This window comes from Enterobacter vonholyi, assembly GCF_008364555.1.
Classification (GTDB): Bacteria; Pseudomonadota; Gammaproteobacteria; order Enterobacterales; family Enterobacteriaceae; genus Enterobacter; species Enterobacter vonholyi.
On sequence record NZ_VTUC01000038.1, the window covers coordinates 287,963 to 308,298 of the forward strand.

Here is a 20,336-nt window from a genome sequence, read left to right on the forward strand (position 1 = left end):
TACCTGGCTCATTAAAGGCAATGATTAGAATCACAAGGACCGTTGAGAGCGAACATTGCTTACAAGAATATATTTCAACGTTTTCTGTCGTAAATAATCTTATTGACCGACACCTTTCTAAAACTTATCTAAATCTTTTTGCCCGCCCTCAGCAGGCTGAAGATGGTGCGGTTGAATGGTATAGCGAAATAAATGGTAAACCCCAACGCTTTAACGCTTTAAACGTCGTTGAGCGAGACAAAATCGCCATACTCCTCTCACAAAAGCTGGCGGCACTCACTCAACTTCATCAAACACTCTCGACTAGCGCGCAGACTTCTCCCGAAACACTGCAGTTACTGGCAAAAATAGCCAGACAGCCCTCACCAGAAAGAATATGGATCGTTGACGGTCAGCCTGTGATTACAGGCTGGGACATCATGCCGGCAACTAAGTTGCCGGCAGAACAGCTGCCTAAAAAGCGTGGGTGGTTATGGCTGGGGCTTTTAGCGCTGGCTCTGCTTCTGGCTCTTGTTCTCCTGCGCGGCTGCTGGCCGACTGTCAAAGTAGTCACTCCTGCCGTTTCTCCCGTCCAGCCAGCCCCTGAGCATCAGGTCAAAATGCTCTGCCCGGCACAGCGGACAAAACAGCAGGCACCTGAAATGGTTATTATTTTTGATGCTTCTGGCTCTATGGCCATGAGCATGGATGCCACACCAGAAGAGATAATGCGGTGGATGCAGGATAAACCTGTACCCGGTATCGATCGTGAACCTCGCCGCATTACGCTCGCGCATCAATCCGCTAAACACATTATCGATGACGTGCCAAATGACATGGACATTAGCCTTATTGCCGCAGCTAACTGCCACCAGGTGAGCGCAACTCCGGCTTTCCTGCCGGAACAACGCGCTGAGCTAAAAAAGTTAATTGATAAAATCCAGCCGGTGGGTAAAACCGCTCTGGCAGAGGCGTTAGAAGAGGCGGGGAAACGAGTTAATGGCGTTGACCGTGATGCCATAATTCTACTGGTGACGGATGGGGAAGAGACATGCGGAGGCTCGCCTTGCGATGTCGCGCTTGAGCTAAAAAAACGTAAGCCCCGATTACAGGTTAATGTTGTCGATATCATGAATACCGGCGCCGGAAACTGTATTGCCAGCAATACAGGTGGAAAGGTATTTGCTGTCAATAATACGCAGGAATTTAATAAGATGATGAACAACGCCGTGAAGGAATATATACCGCAGGGTTGTGACTAACACATTAGAGAAAATGAATACATTGCCAGAAATATAGTTTCACAGCGAAACTTTTTTTGCGGTAATCGGATATGCGCACGTCCCAATAATAAGTTTAGTTTAGGTCTAAACGTTTTCGGCCACTTGCCGATAATACTCAATATTTTGTTGCCATAAACAAATGACGCAGATTACCAGGCGTATTTGCGGCGTCCTTTTCCACAGTGGAACCAGCTTTCACTTGTTCGTTTAACAGCAAAGGCATGCAGCGTGAAAGAAATTTTTCTATGCAGTGACAAGCTCGATAAATATCAGTCGATGGGTGAGAATGGACAGGCAGTATATATTTCCGCATTACAGCTGCGTGAAACCCTACGACTTAGAAAACAAACGGCGGTTGCTGACACTTTAGCCATCCCGCAAATCAGCGAGCATGGCGATCGAATCGACTGGTATGCCCCGCTGGCCGGTGACGTTATTCCATGGACGGCCGCAACGGAAGCTGAGCGCCAGGCCGCGCTCGCGCAACTCGAAACCACCCATGCAGCGTTTCGCCAGATAAGTAATGAATTTGCCCAAAGCCAGCAGCCGGAACGCCGGCTCTTTGGGAAATTACTTGAAAAAGCGATGCAATTCCCCGATCAGCAGCACGTGTGGCTGGTAGGTGGAAAGCCGGTCATCAGTTTTTGGGGATTTGTGAACGCCACTAAACAGGCCCGCATCGAGCCGCTAGACTGTTTGCGTCCAATATCTACAGCCTTGCCTCCGCAATCAGCAAGTATTGAACCGGTGATACCAGAACGCACCTTTACGCATCAAAGGCCCGCCAAAAGACGCTGGTGGTTGCTCTTACCCGCATGGTTGCGTTGGCTACTGCCGCTACTTCTGTTACTCCTTTTAGCGCTACTGTTCTTACGGGGTTGCATGCCAGGCATAACGATCCCTGGTATTTCATCTTCTGTACCCGCTTTGCCCGCGCCCCACCTTCCAACAGCCGAATCTCTTGCGCCGTCGTCAAGGGCCATCATCAGCACAACAACGTCTAAGGCGAACCTGCATTCGACAACGGGCAGTGAGATTTTAAGCGCCACGGGCACTTCACTCACAACGTCACAAGAGCAATCAGCATTACAAACGCCGTCACAAAGCGCAGCAGCAACGGCATCTGCTGTGGATCCTGCGTCAGCCACGAATAGCCCTCATCCCGGCGGAACAGTACCTGCTCTCGAAGCGCCATCAGCCAATACCTCAGCTGGTGCTAAAGTCCCGTTGACCCTGCCTGCATCTTCACTGGCACAAGGAAATACCCGTTTTCTGGACGGGAACTGGCACGCAGGGGCTGGTATTCAGGATCAACGCACAGGAAAGCCCCTTAGTCTGAGTTACCAAATCAATGACGGTAAGGGCGAAGTACAGATGATCCGTGGCGACGGTGTGACCTGTCGTGGCGCGGTCAATGCGGCCATTCAGTCAGGTCATCTCGCCATTAACAATCAGGGAGAAGCACAGTGCTCCGATGGCTCACGCTACCAAATGCCAGAAATTCTGTGTGCTCCCGGCGCGCAAAACATTGCGAATTGCAAAGGCCGTTACGACGCCAAAACACTTTTCCCTATTTCGATGAAGCAGGAGGCAAGTCAGTAAATGCTCGCTGAACTCACTGATTTTAAAAAACAGGTCAAACTTATTCGCGACAGCGGGATCCAGTTCCTTGATTTCGCCTTTACCCTGCCAACGCGTAAAGAATATGGGGAATTTCTTCGTCAACAGGGTGACGAGGCTATTATGCGGCTTATCTATAATGAGAGGGAAGATAAGCTGCAGCTCCCTCTGCCTGACAGCGAACCTCCTCGCTACGCAGACTCCGACTACACATTGACGACCGAAGAGTCGCTACGCCTCTATCGCGGCCTCTGGTTACCGCTGCCATTTTTCCGCTTCAACCCGCCACGAGCCTTTGCTCATGGGCCCTATAACTGGTCACGCGTCCAGTTCCATGAGCTGCCTGAGCCGGATGAAAAGGGTAATACCTGGCGCGCTACTCTGATTTTTGATACCAAAATTTTCCCGGATCGCGAGAATACGCAGTATCTCGCACCGGGCGAGGATGATATCCGTTCAGGTGCGGGATTTGCTCTGGCACGCCATCCTCACGAGATGAGGGAGTTTCTCTCACTGCCATGGGTGGATGAATGGCTACGGGAAATTTTCAGTACTCAGGCTCGCGAAGTATTACGCCAACATATTGATGACATTGATGAAAAACTGCTGCAGAAGGAACATCAAGCGCATTATCTTAACCTGCTGCATGTCCTGGCGACGACGATTGTCGTTCCTGAAGTACAGGTCAATGACGTAAAAATCCGGGACTCAGCGATACCTGTAGACCTCGTACTGGACATTGGTAACTCACGTAGCTGCGGCATCCTGATCGAAGAACATCGTGACGACAATAAAGGGCTTTCTCAACTTTATCAGCTTCAGCTCCGCGATTTGAGCCAACCGCAATTTGTTTATAACGAGCCTTTTGACAGCCGTCTCGAGTTTGCCCAGGCCGAATTCGGCAAGCAGGATTTCTCGCTAAAAAGCGGGCGCAGCGATGCCTTCACATGGCCAACCATTGGACGCGTCGGCGGAGAAGCCTTCAGAATGGCGGCTCAACGCCTGGGTACCGAGGGCTCAACAGGGATCTCCAGCCCTAAACGCTACCTCTGGGACGATCAACCCTATTCACCGGGATGGCGCTTTAGCCAGGCCTTCGTGAAAAGTGACAGAGAGCCGTTAGCCACTGCAGCACCGCTGCTGTATATGGTCAACGATCAGGGGAAATTGCTCATTCGCCTGAAAAATGAAGAAGACCGTATGCCCGTCTTCACGCCGGTATACAGTCGTAGCTCGCTGATGACGATGATGTTGTCAGAGGTATTAAGCCAGGCTCTCATGCAAATCAACAGCCCTTCACAGCGGCTGAAGATGAACCACGCCAGCACACCGCGTCGTTTACGAAATGTCATTATGACTGTCCCTCCGGCGATGCCAAAGCCTGAGCGCGCTATCTTTGAGGAGAGCATGCATGACGCTATCCGCATGGTCTGGAAAGCGCTCGGCTGGGAAGAGATGGATTATGAAGGCGATGACCCGCAGTGCTTGAAGTACGCCCATCCTGGCGTACACGTGAAGTGGGACGAAGCCACCTGTGGGCAGTTGGTATATCTCTATAACGAAACGCAGAACTACTTTGGCGGTCGCACGGACGAATTTTTTGCAGCTACTCGCCGTCCCGATACTCAAAAAGACACCAGCGATACACGCTCATTAAAAATCGCGTCGATTGACATTGGCGGAGGAACGACCGACCTCGTCATTTCTCGCTACACGCTGGATGAAGGCCAGGGCATTAACGTCCGAATTACCCCGAAACAGCTTTTCCGTGAAGGGTTTAAGGTAGCAGGCGACGACATACTGCTGGATGTTATACGGCTTTTCCTCCAGCCAGCAGTAAAAGCGGCCATGACCAAAGTCGGCCACAGCGATCTTGCAGCCGAATCAATGATGTCACAACTCTTCGGTAGTGAATCTATCGAAGCCGGAAAACAGGTATTACGTCAGCAGCTTACATTGCAGATCTTCGCGCCTCTGGCGTTATCTATTTTGCATCGCTATGAAGAGTACTCCCCGGAAAATGGGCGGGAGATACTGAATTACACCTTCCGTGAGCTACTTGCCGATAATCTTCCAACCGAGAAAGTACAGGATTACGTAAACGACGTTGCCCGTTCCGGACAGCTTGCGAGCGAAGTACCGTTCTCCATTCTGGATGTACCGCTGGAATTGGATCTTGCGCGTCTGCACAATGAATTCATCGACCCTCGCAGCGGGCGAATGAACATTTGCCACAGCCTGCGCGCGTTGTGCGAAGTGCTTTGGCACTACAACTGCGATGTATTACTTTTAACCGGTCGTCCATCTCGCCTGCCGGGAATTCAAGCGCTCATTCGCCAGCTTCAACCTGTTCCCCCTTCTCGCATACTGCCACTGCACGGTTATGAAACCGGTGGCTGGTATCCGTTTAACAAGAAAGGATGCATTGACGATCCGAAATCGACAGCCGTTGTTGGGGCGATGCTCTGCCTGTTAGCGGAGAAATCCAGACTCAACAACTTCTTCTTCCGCACTGCGAACTTTAAGCCTTATTCAACCATCCGCTATGTCGGGATGCTTGATGGAAACAATGTGATTAAAGACAGCAATGTCGCCTATCGCGATGTTGATTTGGACTCCGCTGATTTCCAGTTACCGGAAGGGAAAGGCTTTGAAGCACGGGGGGAAGTACGTATCGGTTTCCGCCAGCTTGATAACGAACGCTGGCCATCGACCGCACTTTATACCCTAAAAATTACCAGTGCGAACCTGGCAAGCGAGCTGTCGGGTGATGCTGTAATAAGCATCGGTTTAACCGCAGAACAGGGACGTGGACGTAGTAGCGAAGAACCGGTCAGTCCGGAGCGCTTCCAGATTGGCTCGATGGAAATGGAAAACGCACAGCGCGGTTATGGCCGTAGAGATGTTGCATTCCAGTTGAACACAATGGTCGGTAACGGGCTGAGTGAAACCCATTACTGGCTGGATAGCGGGAGTATTAAAAGCTAATGAGCACTATTCATCCCAACACCATTATCCAGGGCTGGAATGGCGTCGAACAAGGTGCAGGCCGGGCCATTGACTGGATCGCAAGCGTTCGTCAGGACGCGCCGCGCCTGAACACTGAAGCCGATCGCCTGACCATGAACTTGCGCCGCAGCCGTAACAAAGCACGCAGGCTGGCGCAGGCCGCAGCGAAACCGATGACAATCGGCTTCTTTGGCTTGTCGCAGGCAGGCAAATCGTATCTCATTTCCGCGCTGGCTGCGGGTGAAAACGGAAAGCTGGAAACACGCCTCGGCGGCAATCAGCTCGATTTTCTGACCCACATCAACCCGCCTGGCGGCGGCAAAGAGGCGACGGGTCTTGTTACCCGGTTTAGCCGCAGTGATCAGAGCACGGACGACCGCTGGCCTGTCACGTTACAGCTCTTCAACGAAGTGGAAATGGGGAAGATCCTCGCCAACGCATTCATCCATGACTTCAACCAGGAAAAATTTGACTGGCAGTTCGATGAAAAACGTATCAGCGATCTGTTAACGTCCCTGTCGAAACGACGCCTGACCTCCCGCAGCCCTGGCGTGACCGAAGATGACGTAGTTTCTTTTTGGGATTACCTCATCCGCCATTCTGAGAAAACGCAAAGCCGTTTTGCCCTGACCTACTGGCCACAGGCAGTAAGCCTCGCACCATGGCTTTCTGTTGAAGATCGCGGCCAGCTTTTCTCCGTTTTATGGGGCGAAGTACCAGAACTAACCAATGCCTATATCCGTTTTGCCAACACGCTACAGCGTCTCGGTGGAGTGCAGGAGCTGCGTGCCCCACTGAGCACGCTGGTTCGTAACGAAAACGGCATGCTTATCCAGCGGGATAGCATCATGAACGTCGATATGCTGGAGCGGCTGAATACCCCGTCAGATCAGACTATTGAAGTCTGTCCTGTGGTAAATGGGCAAACGGGTGCGTCTATTTCGCTATCGCTGGCAGAGCTCACCGCGCTTACCGTTGAATTGCATATCCCGTTAATGGCTCCGCCTCGCGAAACAATCTTCGAAGCCGTCGACTTGCTTGATTTCCCGGGTTATCGCGGCCGTCTGGCGGTGGAGTCCATGGGTGATGTCACCCGCGAGGTTAAAAATGCAGAGAGCAACCCGCTAGCGCAGTTAATTTTGCGCGGAAAAGTGGCCTATCTTTTTGAACGTTATACCGAAAACCAGGAGATGAATGTCCTGGTGGTGTGTACGGCCTCAACAAAACAGTCTGATGTCAAAGAAGTGGGCGGCGTGCTGGACGAGTGGATCCGTTACACCCAGGGCGCCGATGCCGACGCGCGTGGTCGTCGCTTACCTGGCCTTGTCTGGGCATTAACCATGTTTGATCTGCGCATTAGCCAAAACCTTTCCCATGACGAAGCACTTCTTCGCCAGTCCTGGGGGCTTGGCGGGATGATCAAAATGGCGATGACAGAGCGTTTTGGCCAGTACGAATGGATGCAGGAATGGAGCCAGGGTCAGGCGTTCAATAACACGTTCCTGGTGCGCAAACCGCGCCAGCAAACGCCCTTTATCCGTATGAACGCAGGTAGTGAAGCGGCTTTCAACGACGACAATGGCGGGCAGCTTGCACTGATGCGGAAAACCTTCCTTGAAGATGAAGCTGTCGCTCGCTACATCGCGAACCCTGCTGAAGCCTGGGATGCGATGCTCACCCTCAACGACGGTGGTATGCGCCGAATGGCCGATTATCTGGCCCGCGTCGCCCGCCCTGAACTGAAACTGGAGCGGATCGCAGAACAGCTCGACGAGATCCGCCACGAACTGGTCGAAGGGGGACTGGGGAACTGGTACCAACCGGACGGCGAAGAAGAGCTGTCCAGAAAATCCCGAATTGCGCAAGAGATCCTTGCCACCCTGAAAAAACGCAGCGGCATGCACGGCGAACTGCTGGCGCGGTTGGTTCCGGCACGCCGCGATCTCCATGCACTTTACATGCAGCAAACGACCCTGTCTGCGCCTGAAGCAGAAGAAGATGCAGGATTCTTTGATATCGGTGTGGAAGATGCTTTCGAAAGCAGCGCAACTGCGGTGACGACGCACAGCCATGAGGTCGCTTTCGCGCACCAGAGCGTTCAGCTCTGGATTAACCATCTGCGCGGCCTGCCTGAAACCGCCGCCATGCTCAACTACATCAGTCTTCCGCGCCCGATTGCCGAAGCGCTGGTAGACGAATTGATCACGGGGTTATTGCGTTCACGTGTCGAGGACGCGCTGGTCAATGCAATGAAAAATACCGAGCAGGCTGGCGTTCGTCGTGAACGTATGGTCGAGCGTCAGGTTTCACGCGTGCTTCACGTGATGAGCGATTTCATCACCTGGCTGGGCTATCAAAATATGCCGGAATCGAAACGCCCGGCCCGTCTCAACCAGCCCGAACAGCCGATCTTTACCCGTCCACCAACGTGCGACAGTGTGGTCTGGAAAGGTGATGAACGCCTGGCACGCCTGACGCCGCAACAGCTGAACTACAGTGCCTTCTTTATCATCGACTGGCTGGTTGGCCTGGAAGCACTCATTACCGAAAACGCAGGTCATTCTGCCGGACGCGAGATTAGCGTCGCGCAGAACGAAAATCTGGGCGTCATTCTCCGCCAGATTAAATCGGCAAAGGAGTAACTGGACGTGATCAAACCTGAACTTAAGACGCTGACCCCTATACAACCAGGATTCGCATTACTCTTGTTGAAAGGCTGGAAAGGCGATGCCGAGGGCGTCACAATCTCGGTAGTACGTAATCAGGATCGCCTGTATCTGGACAGCCACGGTGATTGGGTCAGTGGCGAGATTTTCCTCGCCCTCCCTCCACTGATACAAAATGAGGAGACGCCCTGCGTTCAGGTCGGCCCTTCTCTGATCGATCCACTACTCGCTAACCGCCAGGCGGCCTATCGCATCGCCATCAAAGATGGAAGTAATAAGGATATGGGGATTCTGACCATCGCTGAAGGGCTACTTAGCTCCCAGGCCGGTGGTGAAAACCCACTCCCGGAAAATATACAGACGCTGAATGATACCCCCATCGTGCAGCCGATGTCCGTTCAAGAACCGGAACCTGTCGTTTTAGAACCTGTCGCAGAAAAGCCTGTATCTCAACAGCCGCAGAAGCCGAAAAGTAAGCTGCCGTTATTTGCGGGATTAGCCATTCTATTGCTCCTGCTAGCCGCTGCTGGGTGGTGGTTTACCCGTAAGCCAGAGCCTGCAATTCCAGCAGCACCTCCCGCACCCGTCGCGAAAACTACCGGGCCGTGTGGTGATGAACAAATGGCGAGCGGCAATCAAATGGCGTTCGTTAAAGGGTGCCTGCGTAGCCAGCCAAGTAGTGCACAACTGCTGGAAGTCATCGCAAAAGCGAAAGCGGCAAAACATTGCGATATCGCTCAGCGCCTTTACGCCTATAAAGCCCAGTCCGGCGATACGCAGATGGCCGTTCGTTATGCACAAGAATATGACCCTAAAACCGCAAAACCAGGGGGATGCTTCAATCCTGACGCAGAGACAGCGGCGTATTGGTATGAGTCGGTTGTAAATCAGGATCCGCAGAATAACGAGGCCAAAGCCCGTTTAGCTGAGCTGAAGAAATAGGATAAATAATGAAATACATGCATTGGTTCAGTAGCCTGGTGTGTGCCGCAACGCTGGCATCCCCCGCCTGTGCCGCGGGTAAACAGCCGCTTTTGCAGGAAGGTAAACATGCGTTATTCCAGCGGGTACTGACTTACCCAGGCTGCCAGCTGTCCGCCAAAGCAGGTGAAGCAGGTAAAGAGCAACCGGCCTTTAGTCGATTCTATGTTTACCAAAGGATAACGCAGGGTCAGGACACGTGGCTGCAGGTTGGGCCGGACAGCTTTGGTCATACCGCTGGCTGGATGAAATCCTCCTGCACCGTTGACTGGAAAATGCAGCTGACGCTGGCGTTTACCAATCCTGCTGGCCGTCACCCGATGCTGTTCTTTAAAGAGAAATCCGACGTTGAGTCTCTTCTGAACAGCAAAAACCCTGCGGCAACATTGCAACCAATGCTCAACAGTTTGAGCAGCCATAAACCGGTCCCGCAGGTTCTGGCACGCGAGCCTGATTACATGGTGGATCAGTTAAAAAACTTTTATCTCTTACCTGTTCTTGGCTCAGATGATGTGTTTACCGATACCGGCTTCCAGGTACGTGTACTCAACGTTGCCTCCGTCAGCGAAAAGTCGCCCGCAAAAAAGGCCGCGTCCGCTGCTGATGAAAAGAACATGATGAAAGGGTTCTCCGCCTCGGTTGTCTTTGTGATCGACTCCACCATCTCGATGGGGCCGTATATCGATCGCACCAAAGAGGCGATCGATAAGATCTACAAGAGGATCGAGAAGGAACACTTACAGGATCAGGTCAAGTTTGGCCTGGTAGCTTTCCGCTCCAGCGTGAAAGCGGTTCCGGGTCTTGAATACGACAGCAAGATGTATGTCGACCCCAATACCGTTAAAGATGGTAAAGACTTCCTCGCTAAAGTACATGACCTGAAGCAGGCTACCGTTTCCAGCAGCAAGGTTGATGAAGATGCTTACGGCGGGGTCATGACAGCGCTGGACAAAGTGGACTGGACGCAGTTTGGCGCCCGTTACGTTGTACTGATTACTGACGCAGGCGCGCTTGATGGCACAGATAAGCTCTCGTCAACCCATCTGGATGCCGCCCAGGTGCGTCAGGAAGCCGCCTATCGTGGCGTTGCGCTGTATGCGTTACATCTGAAAACCTCTGATGGTAAGAAAAATCACAGTTCTGCTGAAGCCCAGTATCAGGAGCTGACGTTAAATCCATTCCTGCACAAACCGCTCTACTATCCTATTGATTCAGGTGATGTAAATAGCTTCGGTAGTATGGTCGATAAGCTGGCGAATGCCATTACCGGCCAGATTAAAACAGCCTGGAGCGGCGAAGAAACGGCGGGGAGCGCGCTGGGGGCAAGCCCTAAATATGCCGGTAAGAAAGAAGATCCCCTGCTCAGTGATGCCGACAAGTTAAGTAAGGCAATGCGTCTTGCCTATCTGGGTGAAAAGCAAGGCACCACGGCACCACCGGTATTCAAGTCATGGATAAGCGACCGCGATCTGATTGACCAAAACATCCCGGCGACCGAGGTGCGCGTACTGCTCACGAAAAGCGAGCTCAGCGATCTGAGCGATGTCATGAAGAAGATCGTCAATGCCGCCAATGAGGGGATGATCTCTCCGGATGACATGTTTGCCAGCCTGCGTTCTCTGGCGGCAACCATGGGCAACGATCCAAACCAGGCGAAAGGGAAAAATGCGACCCGCCTCGGAGAGATGGGACTGCTCGGTGAATATATCGAGAGCTTACCTTACCTCAGTGAAGTATTGAGCCTGGATGAAGAAACCTGGAAAAGCTGGGATGGCCTTGAGCAGGAGCGTTTTATCCGCAGGCTGAACACCAAGCTTAATTACTATCAACGCTACAACCAGGATGTAGACCGTTGGGTGGCATTAGCGCCCGATAGCGACCCACGCGATAACGTTTATCCGGTACCTCTGGAGAACCTGCCCTGATGTTGAGGATCCGCGATATGGAGATCAGCCGGGGCGGGACGCATGGCTATAGCGTCGCCCTCCCGCACCTCTCGTTGAAAAAGGGAGAGGTGGTCGCTCTAACCGGGCCTAGCGGGTGCGGTAAAAGCACGCTTCTGGAGATGATAGGGGCGATCCTCCGCCCAGCGCATCTTGCCGAGTACCGGCTCGCCGGTCGCGATATTTCAATACCGCTCATGGCTGAAAACGAGCCTGCCCTGGCCGCGCTTCGCGCACGCGAGCTTGGGTTTATGCTACAGCACGGCGGCTTGTTGCCCTGGTTACCCGTGATAGAAAACATCACTCTGGTTCGCAGGCTGGCAGGACTTAGCCTACAGTCAGCCTGGCTCGATAAGGCCATCGACAGCCTGGGCGTGCGGCCGCTGCTGACAAGAATGCCTTCCCGGCTTTCTATCGGCGAGCGCCAGCGCGTTGCCTTCATCCGTGCGGTTGCCCACCAGCCACGCTTACTCCTTGCCGATGAACCGACTGCGGCGCTGGATCCTGATAATGCAGACCGGCTGTTTGACCTGATGATCGGTTTGGTGCGCTCACTGGATATGGCAGCCATTATTGTGAGCCACGACTGGCAGCGCGTGACGCATTTTGGGATTGACCGATATCAGGCCGTGATCGGAGAGGGAAAAAGTGTCTTCTTACCCAGCTGATATGCCAGCGTCAGGCACCCTGCTGTGCCGTATGGCTCTGCGCGATCTCATTCACGATCGCAAGGTCGCGCTGTGCATCATCTTCTCTTTGATTGCCGTTATCGCACCGTTATTGCTGCTTTTCGGATTGAAGAATGGCATTGTCAGCCAGCTTCGCCATCAGCTTCTCGACGACCCTCGCACCCGGGAAGTACGTATGACGGGTAATGGTAATTATGATTTTGCCTGGCTTGATAAGCTCGCCCGCCGTTCAGAAGTCGGATTTTCGATTCCGTTGACTCGTTCGCTGAACACTCAGGCCGATCTGGTCCGAGACGGGCAACACTTTGTCCCGGGTGCTGAAGTGATCCCGACGGCCAAAGGCGATCCTCTTTTGCAGGATGTCAGAGCACCGGTCAAAGACAGCGATACCGTACTCAGCGCCAGTGCGGCACGCCGCCTTGGCGTGCAGACAGGAGATATCCTGCGCCTGATGGTGAGCCGAAAAAGCGAAGGGAAAAACCAACGCGCCACGTTCGCTTTAACCGTTACCGGCGTGCTGGATGACGCAAAATTTTCACGTCAAGGTGCCTTTATTACATTGCCTTTGCTTGTTGCTCTGGAAGACTACCGCGATGGCTTTCAGGTTCCCTTGCTGGGGGTCAGCGATGGCAAGCCGTTCAGAGAGAGAACCCGCTATTCAAGAGCACGTATCTATGCCAGTTCGATAGATGACGTTTCACTCCTCGCGCGGTGGCTGGAGACGCAGAACATTGAGGCTATAACTCAGTCAGCTCAAATTGAGTCTGTGCGTGCCATCGACCGTGTGCTGGGTATTATCTTCGGCGTGATTGCCTGGATCTCTGCATCAGGGTGCATCGCCTCGTTAGTCGGTGCCTTCATCGCCAACATTGATCGTAAGCGCAAAGATATGGCCGTGCTGCGCCTTCTGGGTTTTCGCCGTCGCGCTGTGACGCTTTTTATTATTATTCAGGCGCTGTGTTTGACCGGCGTCTCATACGGACTGGGTGTGATCATCTACCTGCTGGGCAGTGCATTGTTCAACCATGTGTTGGGCAGTTCTTTACCGGACCAGGCATTCGTCTGTCACCTTGACCCCCTTCATTTTATCGCAGCATTGCTCTGTGTCCTTGCCGTGGCGTTAGGCGTGGCCGCTATCGGAGCACTGCGCGCACTGAAAATCGAACCTGCGGAGAGTTTACGTGAAATCTAAACTGGCGATGAGCCTGGCTATCATTGGACTCGGGTACGCCTGCGCGGCTAACGCCACCTGGGATGAAAAGTTCTGGAACCCAAAACCTCTGGCCGATGACGTGATATTGCCTATGCCGTGCGACGGTGCCATGGCATTTCGCAAAGTCGCTATCCCGCTGAATAAACCGCTGGAAGATTACAACATCACGCTGGGGCAAGAAGGCGACGACTGGGGATACGTTGAACAATCTCGCCAGGAACACATTGCAGGCAGTTTCCCGGAGAAGGGTGGTAAGGGCCGTTATTACCTGATGGCCAAATATGAACTGAGCGACCTGCAGTATCGCGCGCTTTCTGGGGAATGCCCGACGACGGATATTAAAGGACGTTTACCGAAGGTGAGTATTGGCTGGATGGATGCCATGGTATTCGCAAATCAATACAACCTGTGGTTACGAAAAGAAAAACTTTCTGCACTGCCTGAAGATGATGGTCAGGCGGGATTTTTACGGCTTCCGACAGAAACCGAGTGGGAGTTTGCCGCACGCGGCGGGCTCGCGGTTTCCCCCGCAGAGTTCCGCGATCGCCACTTCCCGATGCCTGAAGGATTAAACGGTTATGTCTGGTTTGCGGGGGCACAGTCTGCAAATGGAAAACTTCAGCTTACCGGCCTGCTGAAACCTAACCCGCTCGGATTGCACGACATACTGGGCAACGCAGCAGAGATGATGTTTGACCCGTTCCGCCTGAACAAGCTCGATCGCCTGCATGGTAAGGCTGGGGGCTATGTCGTTCGGGGGGGCAGTTATATGACTCCTCAGGCGGATATCCGCAGTTCACTGCGTGGAGAAGAGCCGTACTATGCCAATGCAGGCGAGAATACAACCAAAAGCACCGGTGTTCGTCTGGTTTTAGTTTCCACAACCCTGACATCACGCGAGCGGGTGAAAGAGATTGAAAAAGAGTGGCAATCATTAGGCACGGGTAAAAAGGAAACACCTGCAGGCAAAGCTGATGATTCGCTAAAAAACCTGAATGCTATCTCGGCAAAAGTCCAGGATGACGCACTGAAGAAACAACTTGAGCAACTGCGCGGTGAGCTGCGCGCAAATAGCCAGCTTAGGGATGAACAACGGGATCAGGCAATACGCACATCGTTACAGTTGGGCGCCTTTTTGTGCACAAAAATGAAAGATGACGGCGAGTTTTACGATCGTCTCAACCAGCTCTTCACCAAAACCTGTGCCGCAGGCAGCCAGCTTGATGCTAATTGCTCCCGCCGTCAGGAACAGCTTGGTCAACATCAAAAAGCCCTTGATTTTATTACCAGTTATTACGCTGACACACTGGTAGACATGGGCACAACCTATGACAAACCCCTCATCGAACCGCAGGTCGCTGTCGTATTGCAACAGATGGCTGCACGCGGAAAAACCAACCTTAACGGTTATCTCGATACCTACTGGAAGAACCTTCAGGGGTACTGGAAAGATGGAAAAGTTGCGCGCGAGGCGTGGCTTAGTTCATGTAAAAAAAATAATTAAATAGTTCAGGAGATTGGAATGTTAAAGGTTATTCGCACAGCAGTGATAGCAGGAATGATGGTATTTCTGGCGGGGTGCCAGAATGGCAGTACGGGAAGTAGTGGCGGCGTCGACCCGCGCCTTGCCAATAATCAGGATGTTGAGTTTTTCAATAAATCAGGCTGGCAGGCCTGTGCTGGCGGCGCGGTAATCGGCGCACTGGCCTGCGCTGTCAGTAACTCCAGCAACAAAGCAGTATGTATGGCCGCCGCCGCTATCGCCGGTTGCGGTGTGGGTATGGGGGCTAACGCCTATCTGGATAATCAGCGCAAAAAATACGCCTCCAAAGAGCTGCAGTTAAACGCAACGATTAAGGATGTTGAAGCCGAAAACAAACGCATTCAGAACGCAACCAGGGTTGCAAAATCGGTTATCGACTCTGATAAAAAGACCCTCGCTCAAATAGAAAAAGATATGGCTGCAAACACGGTGAAAAAAGACGCCGTACAGAAGCAAATTAAAGGAGTGGATGCCAACATTGCTTACCTTCGTGGCACCATCACCGACATGAAAAAACATGAGAAGCAGTGGCAGGACGTTTCTGCAGACATGAGCAAATCCGGCAGTGATACCCAAAATCTGGATAGCGAGATTGCGTTGATGCGCGACAAAATTGGCTCTCTGCAGGGCGAGCTCGATAGCCTCTATACCCAGCGCACCGCGCTGAAAGTCGGTTGAGGGGAATAGCAATGCGTTATATTTTTCTTGCACTCAGCGCCCTCATATTAGCCGGCTGTGCCACTAACGCGCGAGATTGTGACCCGACAACCGGTGATGTCAGCATTATTACCAAATTTAACTGCAACTACTCCGGCACCTGGGATAAGCGCGTTGAAGATAAACAAAAAACACTGCAATACGATCAGGAACTGAATAAAGAGTTCAAAGCGGTGAATGATGCGATTGAAAAAGAGAAAGCACTGAGCAATGCCAACGTAGCCAGTAAACAAAAATCGCAGCAAGAACTGCAAAAGTCGATGAACAATCTGCTCGCCCAGTTGAAGAAAAAAACAGCTGGCCGGGCTGATGCTCAAAAGCAAGTTGCAGACCTGGAAAAAAATATGAAGGAGGCGCAAAACAAACCAAGCGCTTCCGAATTGCAAAAACAGATGGAACTGCAGAAGCTGCAGGGACAGCTGAATGAATTACAAGAAACACTGGCTTCACAATAATAAAATAGCAGCCGGGTTACCGGCTGCTTTACCTGTTAAGGAAAAATAACGTTGAAATCTCAATTACTCTCTGCTGGATTATTGACCCTTCTGGCGACAATTCCAAGCGTTCATGCTGCACCGCCTGAGCCTGAGCTTATTTTCAACTGCGAACTCACGAACGAAAAATATGTTATCGTCCGTCTGGATCAAGATGTTCCTACTTATTATTACGGCTCACTTGAAAAAGTAGAAATGACGCTCCCCCAAAATAAGGGAGACAAAACGCAGGTTCGCCTGGGTGAAATGACGTTCTCGGGCGGAGGCGCTTATTATTATCGTTTCATCAATGGCAACTACAGCTATGTTGTTTATAGCGGTACCGGAAAAGGATGGGATTACACCGGCCTGAAAGTATATAAAAACCAAAAGCTCATCATGAAAAAAGAGTGCACTAATGGGGGGTTTTTACCTAATGAATATCGCGGTCAAGGCCTCGTAAAAGAAGCGGACACCGGTGATGATGCAACATACGGTTATGTTGATTAATACATCATTTTCAGGATGGTAAAATATGATGAGCCGTTACTTACACTGTAGCACAGTATTCGCATGTCTTTTATTCGCTGCTCCATCTCATGCGATTGAGATCTGGCACTCAAACACCGTCTGGGCAAATCAAGGGATGTGCAGCGCCACTTTCACGCTGGACAGTGGCATGGAAAGTGTTGGTTCGTTAGAGATAGGCTTTGACCTCGTTGATGCAAAAAATAACCTTGTAGCTCATGATACTTTGCAGGTAGAGCCATTCGGCGATTCTGATGCCACGCGATACCAAACGGCTTTCGCCGAAGGCGAGCATTATTGCGAAAGCAATCTCACGCTGCGCCTGACGTCACTGGCGTTAGTTAACGGAAAGACCAAACAGCCTTTACCTCTCAGTTTGCTTACACCAAGGCCATTTATTCCATTCCCTATCATTAACCCGCAGGCAGATCACTAATATGTCTATAGACGCTGAAGCAAACTCAACACCTGACAATAATGGGCCTGGCCTTTGCTTTTTGTTATTACTTATCTTTGGCGGGTTCGTTTTCTTTATACCTGCAAGCGTTGTGGTCGCCTTCCCGGCCGTTCTCGCCGGTTCCTTCCTGTATTTTAACTGGTATCTTATTTCGGAAGGGCATTTAGGCAATATTCTTGGCAGTATGATCGTCAGCATGATACTTATGGCTATCGCCGCAGCTATTCCTGTCATTGGCTGGATATTGTTACTTCTGTGGATCTTCTACAATATTGCAAAAGCCTTTGAGACGATAAAAACATTACTTCCCGATGCGCTCTTTAGCGCTGTTCTATATGGATGTTTGCTCTTTCCCGTTATCCAGGAAATGGCAATGGACGGGGAGAGCAACATGGCTGCCACTATCGCTTGTGGTGTCGTGTACGTGATAACTGCAGGGCTTTATTGTTCAAGGTTAACGCAGCTGGCTACCAACACTAAGCAAAGTATTTTCTATTTTTCAATTATGTGGCTTTCGGTCCCACTTATCGCACTTCTGATCGTCTCGATTGTGGCATCCCTACGCGCGGCATTCAGAACCGTGCTGACCCCGGTGCAGACCGTGGTCAAAACCCCGCAAAACGTATCAGCGCATATGCGAGGCGGGAGCCATGTCAACGCTTACACCCGAACTGTGACCACCATTCAACATAGCGTGACCTCCCAGACACTTCCGGGGATGGGAGCTGTTGGTGCCTCTATGGTTGGTTCCGTATCGGAGGCAACGATAACAACACCACAACAGCCACAGCAAACCTTGCCAGCGCTGGAGCACAAACCAGCCGGGGGTGAATTAACACAGTATGCGACGAACAAAGACCACAATTTTTACCGCTACGACAATCTCAACGCGAAAAAAATAAGCAATTTCGTCCAGGCGGCCAGTCATCGTCAATCGCTGCCTCCTCTCACGGAAGATGCGATCCTGTTCTACTACGACGAAACGGTTTTCGGCCAAGGGGATCATGGTGTGGTATTAACTGATGACGGTGTTTATTGCGTGTTGGGAAAATTGTATGAAACTTTCTACGCCCGCTTCAGAGAAGTCAGTAGCGTAGTCATAAAAGGATCCTTTAATAAAAAAATTGTCCTGCATATGAAGAATGGCCAGAAACATAATATTGAACTGACTCAATCAAATGCCGGGGCAAAAAAAATCTACGAACTTATCAGCATCGCAGCCCAGAATTAAGTAATCCTCCAGGCACCCGCTCAACGGGTGCCTTTCAGACTTCCGCATGACACATTCTGACAGTTTCACGCTTTATCGTGATCGCCATATTTACAGCGGCTTATATCGTTACGTTAAGAGAGAACTGTCATGAGGTCTAAAATGAGCGATTTCACTGAACTGCCGGTCACTGGCTCTGTTAAGACCACAACAGCGGTCTACACGCGTAAACAGAGCCCCTCGGTATTCTCGCCCGTGGCGTGTGAACTCTCTGCGGGAAGCCAACTGATGGTGCAGGCTGCGGTGATGGGGGATGCGGTGGAAGGCAACGCGCACTGGTATCGCATTGGTGAGGATACATACATCTGGGCGGGGGCATGCACACGGCTCGATCCTTACCCGGCGTTTCCGCCAGGCACGCGAACGAACTGGATGGTGGTGGTGTTCGAGGTACGCTAGGCCCGGCGTAGGTCGGGTAAGGCGAGGCCGTCACCCGACACAAACACGCCGCGAAAACTTAATCCAGCTTCAGCTCGTCATAATGGGTGATCAGCTTGCCCACGATGCCGTAGTCCAGCGCTTCTGCCGGAGACATCCAGAAGTTGCGGTCGGTGTCTTTTTTCACTTTTTCCAGCGGCTGGCCGGTGGCGTCAGCGATCAGCTTGTTCACGCGATCCAGCATGCGGATGATCTCGCGCGCTTCGATCTCAATATCCGTCGCCTGACCGCGCACGCCGCCCAGCGGCTGGTGGATCATAAAGCGGGTATTTGGCAGCGAGTAGCGGTGCTCTTTTTTCGCTGCCAGGAAGATGGTTATCCCGGCGCTCGCCACCCAGCCGGTGCCGATGACGTGCACTTCCGGGCGAATGAATTTGATGAAGTCGTGAATGGTGTCACCCGCTTCCACGTGGCCGCCCTGGCTGTTGATATACAGCTTGATCGGATCGTTGCTGACGCTTTGCAGCAGGATCATCTGGGTGATGACCTTCTGCGCCAGCTCCTGATTGATCTCACCGGAGATCACAATCGAACGAGACTCCAGCAGTTTTTGCTGCAGAGCGCCCGCGCCGTTTGACCCTTCAGCTTTATCCTTGTCGCTCTCTTTCAGTGTGTAGTGCATTGTTATGTCCTCAGCATTTAGCGCTCAAAACCAGAGTGTAGCCTGTTTTACCGATCAAAGTCCTCACCGACAAATAACGAGGGCGCTGGGGCATACTGCCCATGTTGCACGCGTTTCGTTCCTTCACCACTCCCGCCCCGGCTCGCTATACTTCATACGGTTATCATATTGTTAAATGATAATGATAGTTAATGTGTTAAGATGAAAGTCAGCATAAACAGTCTCTTACGTCGCCGTAGTGACTGTTTGCATCCTCGACATGTCAATCAGCACCGGGGCGGTGAATGGAACACATTGTGTATGTTGTAGATGACGATGACGCAGTCAGGCAGTCCGTGATTGGGCTGCTGGAATCGGCAGGCCTAAACGCCGTCGGCTTTTCATCGGCAGAAGCGTTTCTTCAGTACCGCTTTGAAGAGCTCCCGTCGTGCGTGGTACTTGATATGCAAATGCCCACCATCTCGGGTTTTGAGGTGGCTGACGCCCTTAAGGACAGCGGGCGCGAGATCCCGATTATTTTTCTCACCGGCCACGGCACCATCCCGATGTCGGTGCGCGCCATTAAAGGCGGCGCGTACGAATTCCTCACCAAGCCCGTCGAATCTAACGCGCTTATCGACGCCATTGAATCCGCGCTTCAGCTGGCGGAACACAACGCCGTGCGCAATAAAGAGCACTACGCCCTGAAGCAGCGCCATATGTCCCTCACCCCGCGCGAACACGAGGTGCTGACGCTGGCGATAAGCGGCATGCTGAACAAGCAAATTGCCGCCGAGCTGGGCGTTAGCGAGATCACGGTGAAGGTGCACCGCCGCCGAGTGATGGAGAAAATGCAGGTGCGTTCCGTGGCCGAGCTGGTCAGGGCCGTTGAGCGCCTGACCAAAAGCCAGCCGGCGGAGTAACGT

At 52.1% G+C, this 20,336-nt stretch carries 17 protein-coding genes; 16 read left to right on the top strand and 1 reads right to left on the bottom strand.

What is annotated here, in order from left to right:
- The first annotated feature begins 20 nt into the window (after nucleotides 1-20).
- The 15 genes from F0319_RS22035 to F0319_RS22105 all read left to right on the top strand — a co-directional run bounded on the left by F0319_RS22035 (nucleotide 21) and on the right by F0319_RS22105 (nucleotide 18,770).
- Nucleotides 21-1,241, top strand: a complete 1,221-nt coding sequence (locus F0319_RS22035; protein WP_127729467.1) for a VWA domain-containing protein — start codon at nucleotides 21-23, stop codon at nucleotides 1,239-1,241.
- A gap of 249 nt (nucleotides 1,242-1,490) precedes the next feature.
- Nucleotides 1,491-2,864 carry an SrfA family protein gene (locus F0319_RS22040; RefSeq protein WP_149367782.1) on the top strand — a complete coding sequence of 458 codons (1,374 nt, stop codon included), beginning with the start codon at nucleotides 1,491-1,493 and terminating at the stop codon, nucleotides 2,862-2,864.
- Nucleotides 2,865-5,870 carry a virulence factor SrfB gene (locus F0319_RS22045; protein WP_149367783.1) on the top strand — a complete coding sequence of 1,002 codons (3,006 nt, stop codon included), beginning with the start codon at nucleotides 2,865-2,867 and terminating at the stop codon, nucleotides 5,868-5,870.
- Nucleotides 5,870-8,533 carry a putative virulence factor gene (locus tag F0319_RS22050; RefSeq protein WP_149367784.1) on the top strand — a complete coding sequence of 888 codons (2,664 nt, stop codon included), beginning with the start codon at nucleotides 5,870-5,872 and terminating at the stop codon, nucleotides 8,531-8,533. Before F0319_RS22045 ends, F0319_RS22050 begins: the two co-directional genes overlap by 1 nt.
- Nucleotides 8,534-8,539: 6 nt before the next feature.
- Nucleotides 8,540-9,499 carry a hypothetical protein gene (locus F0319_RS22055; RefSeq protein ID WP_149367785.1) on the top strand — a complete coding sequence of 320 codons (960 nt, stop codon included), beginning with the start codon at nucleotides 8,540-8,542 and terminating at the stop codon, nucleotides 9,497-9,499.
- 8 nt (nucleotides 9,500-9,507) lie between these two features.
- The gene (locus tag F0319_RS22060) at nucleotides 9,508-11,463 is read left to right on the top strand and encodes a vWA domain-containing protein (protein WP_149367786.1); all 1,956 of its coding nucleotides are present in this window, start codon (nucleotides 9,508-9,510) and stop codon (nucleotides 11,461-11,463) included.
- A complete protein-coding gene (locus F0319_RS22065; protein WP_149367787.1) occupies nucleotides 11,463-12,149 on the top strand; it encodes an ABC transporter ATP-binding protein in 687 nt (228 codons plus the stop codon). The genes F0319_RS22060 and F0319_RS22065 overlap by 1 nt, the downstream gene beginning before the upstream one ends.
- A 31-nt stretch (nucleotides 12,150-12,180) precedes the next feature.
- Nucleotides 12,181-13,362, top strand: coding sequence for an ABC transporter permease (locus F0319_RS22070; RefSeq protein WP_240168128.1), 1,182 nt, complete (start codon nucleotides 12,181-12,183; stop codon nucleotides 13,360-13,362).
- On the top strand, nucleotides 13,352-14,887 hold the full coding sequence (locus tag F0319_RS22075) for an SUMF1/EgtB/PvdO family nonheme iron enzyme (RefSeq protein ID WP_149367788.1): 1,536 nt from the start codon (nucleotides 13,352-13,354) through the stop codon (nucleotides 14,885-14,887). The genes F0319_RS22070 and F0319_RS22075 overlap by 11 nt, the downstream gene beginning before the upstream one ends.
- A gap of 18 nt (nucleotides 14,888-14,905) precedes the next feature.
- Nucleotides 14,906-15,604 (top strand): hypothetical protein, encoded by a 699-nt coding sequence (locus tag F0319_RS22080; protein ID WP_240168129.1) that lies wholly within the window; start codon nucleotides 14,906-14,908, stop codon nucleotides 15,602-15,604.
- An 11-nt stretch (nucleotides 15,605-15,615) separates the two neighbouring features.
- Nucleotides 15,616-16,098: a coiled-coil domain-containing protein gene (locus tag F0319_RS22085; RefSeq protein WP_115876568.1), complete on the top strand. Its 483-nt coding sequence runs from the start codon at nucleotides 15,616-15,618 to the stop codon at nucleotides 16,096-16,098.
- 51 nt (nucleotides 16,099-16,149) lie between these two features.
- Complete coding sequence (locus tag F0319_RS22090; protein ID WP_188035118.1) at nucleotides 16,150-16,626, top strand: hypothetical protein; 477 nt, start codon at nucleotides 16,150-16,152, stop codon at nucleotides 16,624-16,626.
- 25 nt (nucleotides 16,627-16,651) lie between these two features.
- Nucleotides 16,652-17,080 (top strand): IrmA family protein, encoded by a 429-nt coding sequence (locus tag F0319_RS22095; RefSeq protein ID WP_127729460.1) that lies wholly within the window; start codon nucleotides 16,652-16,654, stop codon nucleotides 17,078-17,080.
- A 1-nt stretch (nucleotide 17,081) separates the two neighbouring features.
- Complete coding sequence (locus F0319_RS22100; protein WP_149367790.1) at nucleotides 17,082-18,332, top strand: hypothetical protein; 1,251 nt, start codon at nucleotides 17,082-17,084, stop codon at nucleotides 18,330-18,332.
- A 141-nt stretch (nucleotides 18,333-18,473) separates the two neighbouring features.
- Nucleotides 18,474-18,770 (top strand): SH3 domain-containing protein, encoded by a 297-nt coding sequence (locus tag F0319_RS22105; protein ID WP_149367791.1) that lies wholly within the window; start codon nucleotides 18,474-18,476, stop codon nucleotides 18,768-18,770.
- 58 nt (nucleotides 18,771-18,828) lie between these two features.
- Here the strand turns inward: F0319_RS22105 and F0319_RS22110 are convergent, their stop codons facing one another.
- The gene (locus tag F0319_RS22110) at nucleotides 18,829-19,431 is read right to left on the bottom strand and encodes an ATP-dependent Clp protease proteolytic subunit (RefSeq protein ID WP_008501342.1); all 603 of its coding nucleotides are present in this window, start codon (nucleotides 19,429-19,431) and stop codon (nucleotides 18,829-18,831) included.
- Between the two features lie 284 nt (nucleotides 19,432-19,715).
- On the opposite strand from F0319_RS22110, the gene F0319_RS22115 reads away from it, so the two are divergent.
- Nucleotides 19,716-20,333, top strand: coding sequence for a response regulator transcription factor (locus F0319_RS22115; protein ID WP_111964143.1), 618 nt, complete (start codon nucleotides 19,716-19,718; stop codon nucleotides 20,331-20,333).
- Nucleotides 20,334-20,336: the final 3 nt, after the last annotated feature.

What these genes read in the sequence shown, in the direction of transcription:
- F0319_RS22095 (WP_127729460.1), top strand. Translation starts at nt 16,652, where the DNA reads ATGATGAGCCGTTACTTACACTGTAGCACAGTATTCGCATGTCTTTTA.
- F0319_RS22100 (WP_149367790.1), top strand. Translation starts at nt 17,082, where the DNA reads ATGTCTATAGACGCTGAAGCAAACTCAACACCTGACAATAATGGGCCT.
- F0319_RS22045 (WP_149367783.1), top strand. Translation starts at nt 2,865, where the DNA reads ATGCTCGCTGAACTCACTGATTTTAAAAAACAGGTCAAACTTATTCGC.
- F0319_RS22115 (WP_111964143.1), top strand. Translation starts at nt 19,716, where the DNA reads ATGGAACACATTGTGTATGTTGTAGATGACGATGACGCAGTCAGGCAG.
- F0319_RS22105 (WP_149367791.1), top strand. Translation starts at nt 18,474, where the DNA reads ATGAGCGATTTCACTGAACTGCCGGTCACTGGCTCTGTTAAGACCACA.
- F0319_RS22035 (WP_127729467.1), top strand. Translation starts at nt 21, where the DNA reads ATGATTAGAATCACAAGGACCGTTGAGAGCGAACATTGCTTACAAGAA.
- F0319_RS22085 (WP_115876568.1), top strand. Translation starts at nt 15,616, where the DNA reads ATGCGTTATATTTTTCTTGCACTCAGCGCCCTCATATTAGCCGGCTGT.
- F0319_RS22050 (WP_149367784.1), top strand. Translation starts at nt 5,870, where the DNA reads ATGAGCACTATTCATCCCAACACCATTATCCAGGGCTGGAATGGCGTC.
- F0319_RS22080 (WP_240168129.1), top strand. Translation starts at nt 14,906, where the DNA reads ATGTTAAAGGTTATTCGCACAGCAGTGATAGCAGGAATGATGGTATTT.
- F0319_RS22065 (WP_149367787.1), top strand. Translation starts at nt 11,463, where the DNA reads ATGTTGAGGATCCGCGATATGGAGATCAGCCGGGGCGGGACGCATGGC.
- F0319_RS22060 (WP_149367786.1), top strand. Translation starts at nt 9,508, where the DNA reads ATGAAATACATGCATTGGTTCAGTAGCCTGGTGTGTGCCGCAACGCTG.
- F0319_RS22110 (WP_008501342.1), bottom strand. Translation starts at nt 19,431, where the DNA reads ATGCACTACACACTGAAAGAGAGCGACAAGGATAAAGCTGAAGGGTCA.
- F0319_RS22070 (WP_240168128.1), top strand. Translation starts at nt 12,181, where the DNA reads ATGGCTCTGCGCGATCTCATTCACGATCGCAAGGTCGCGCTGTGCATC.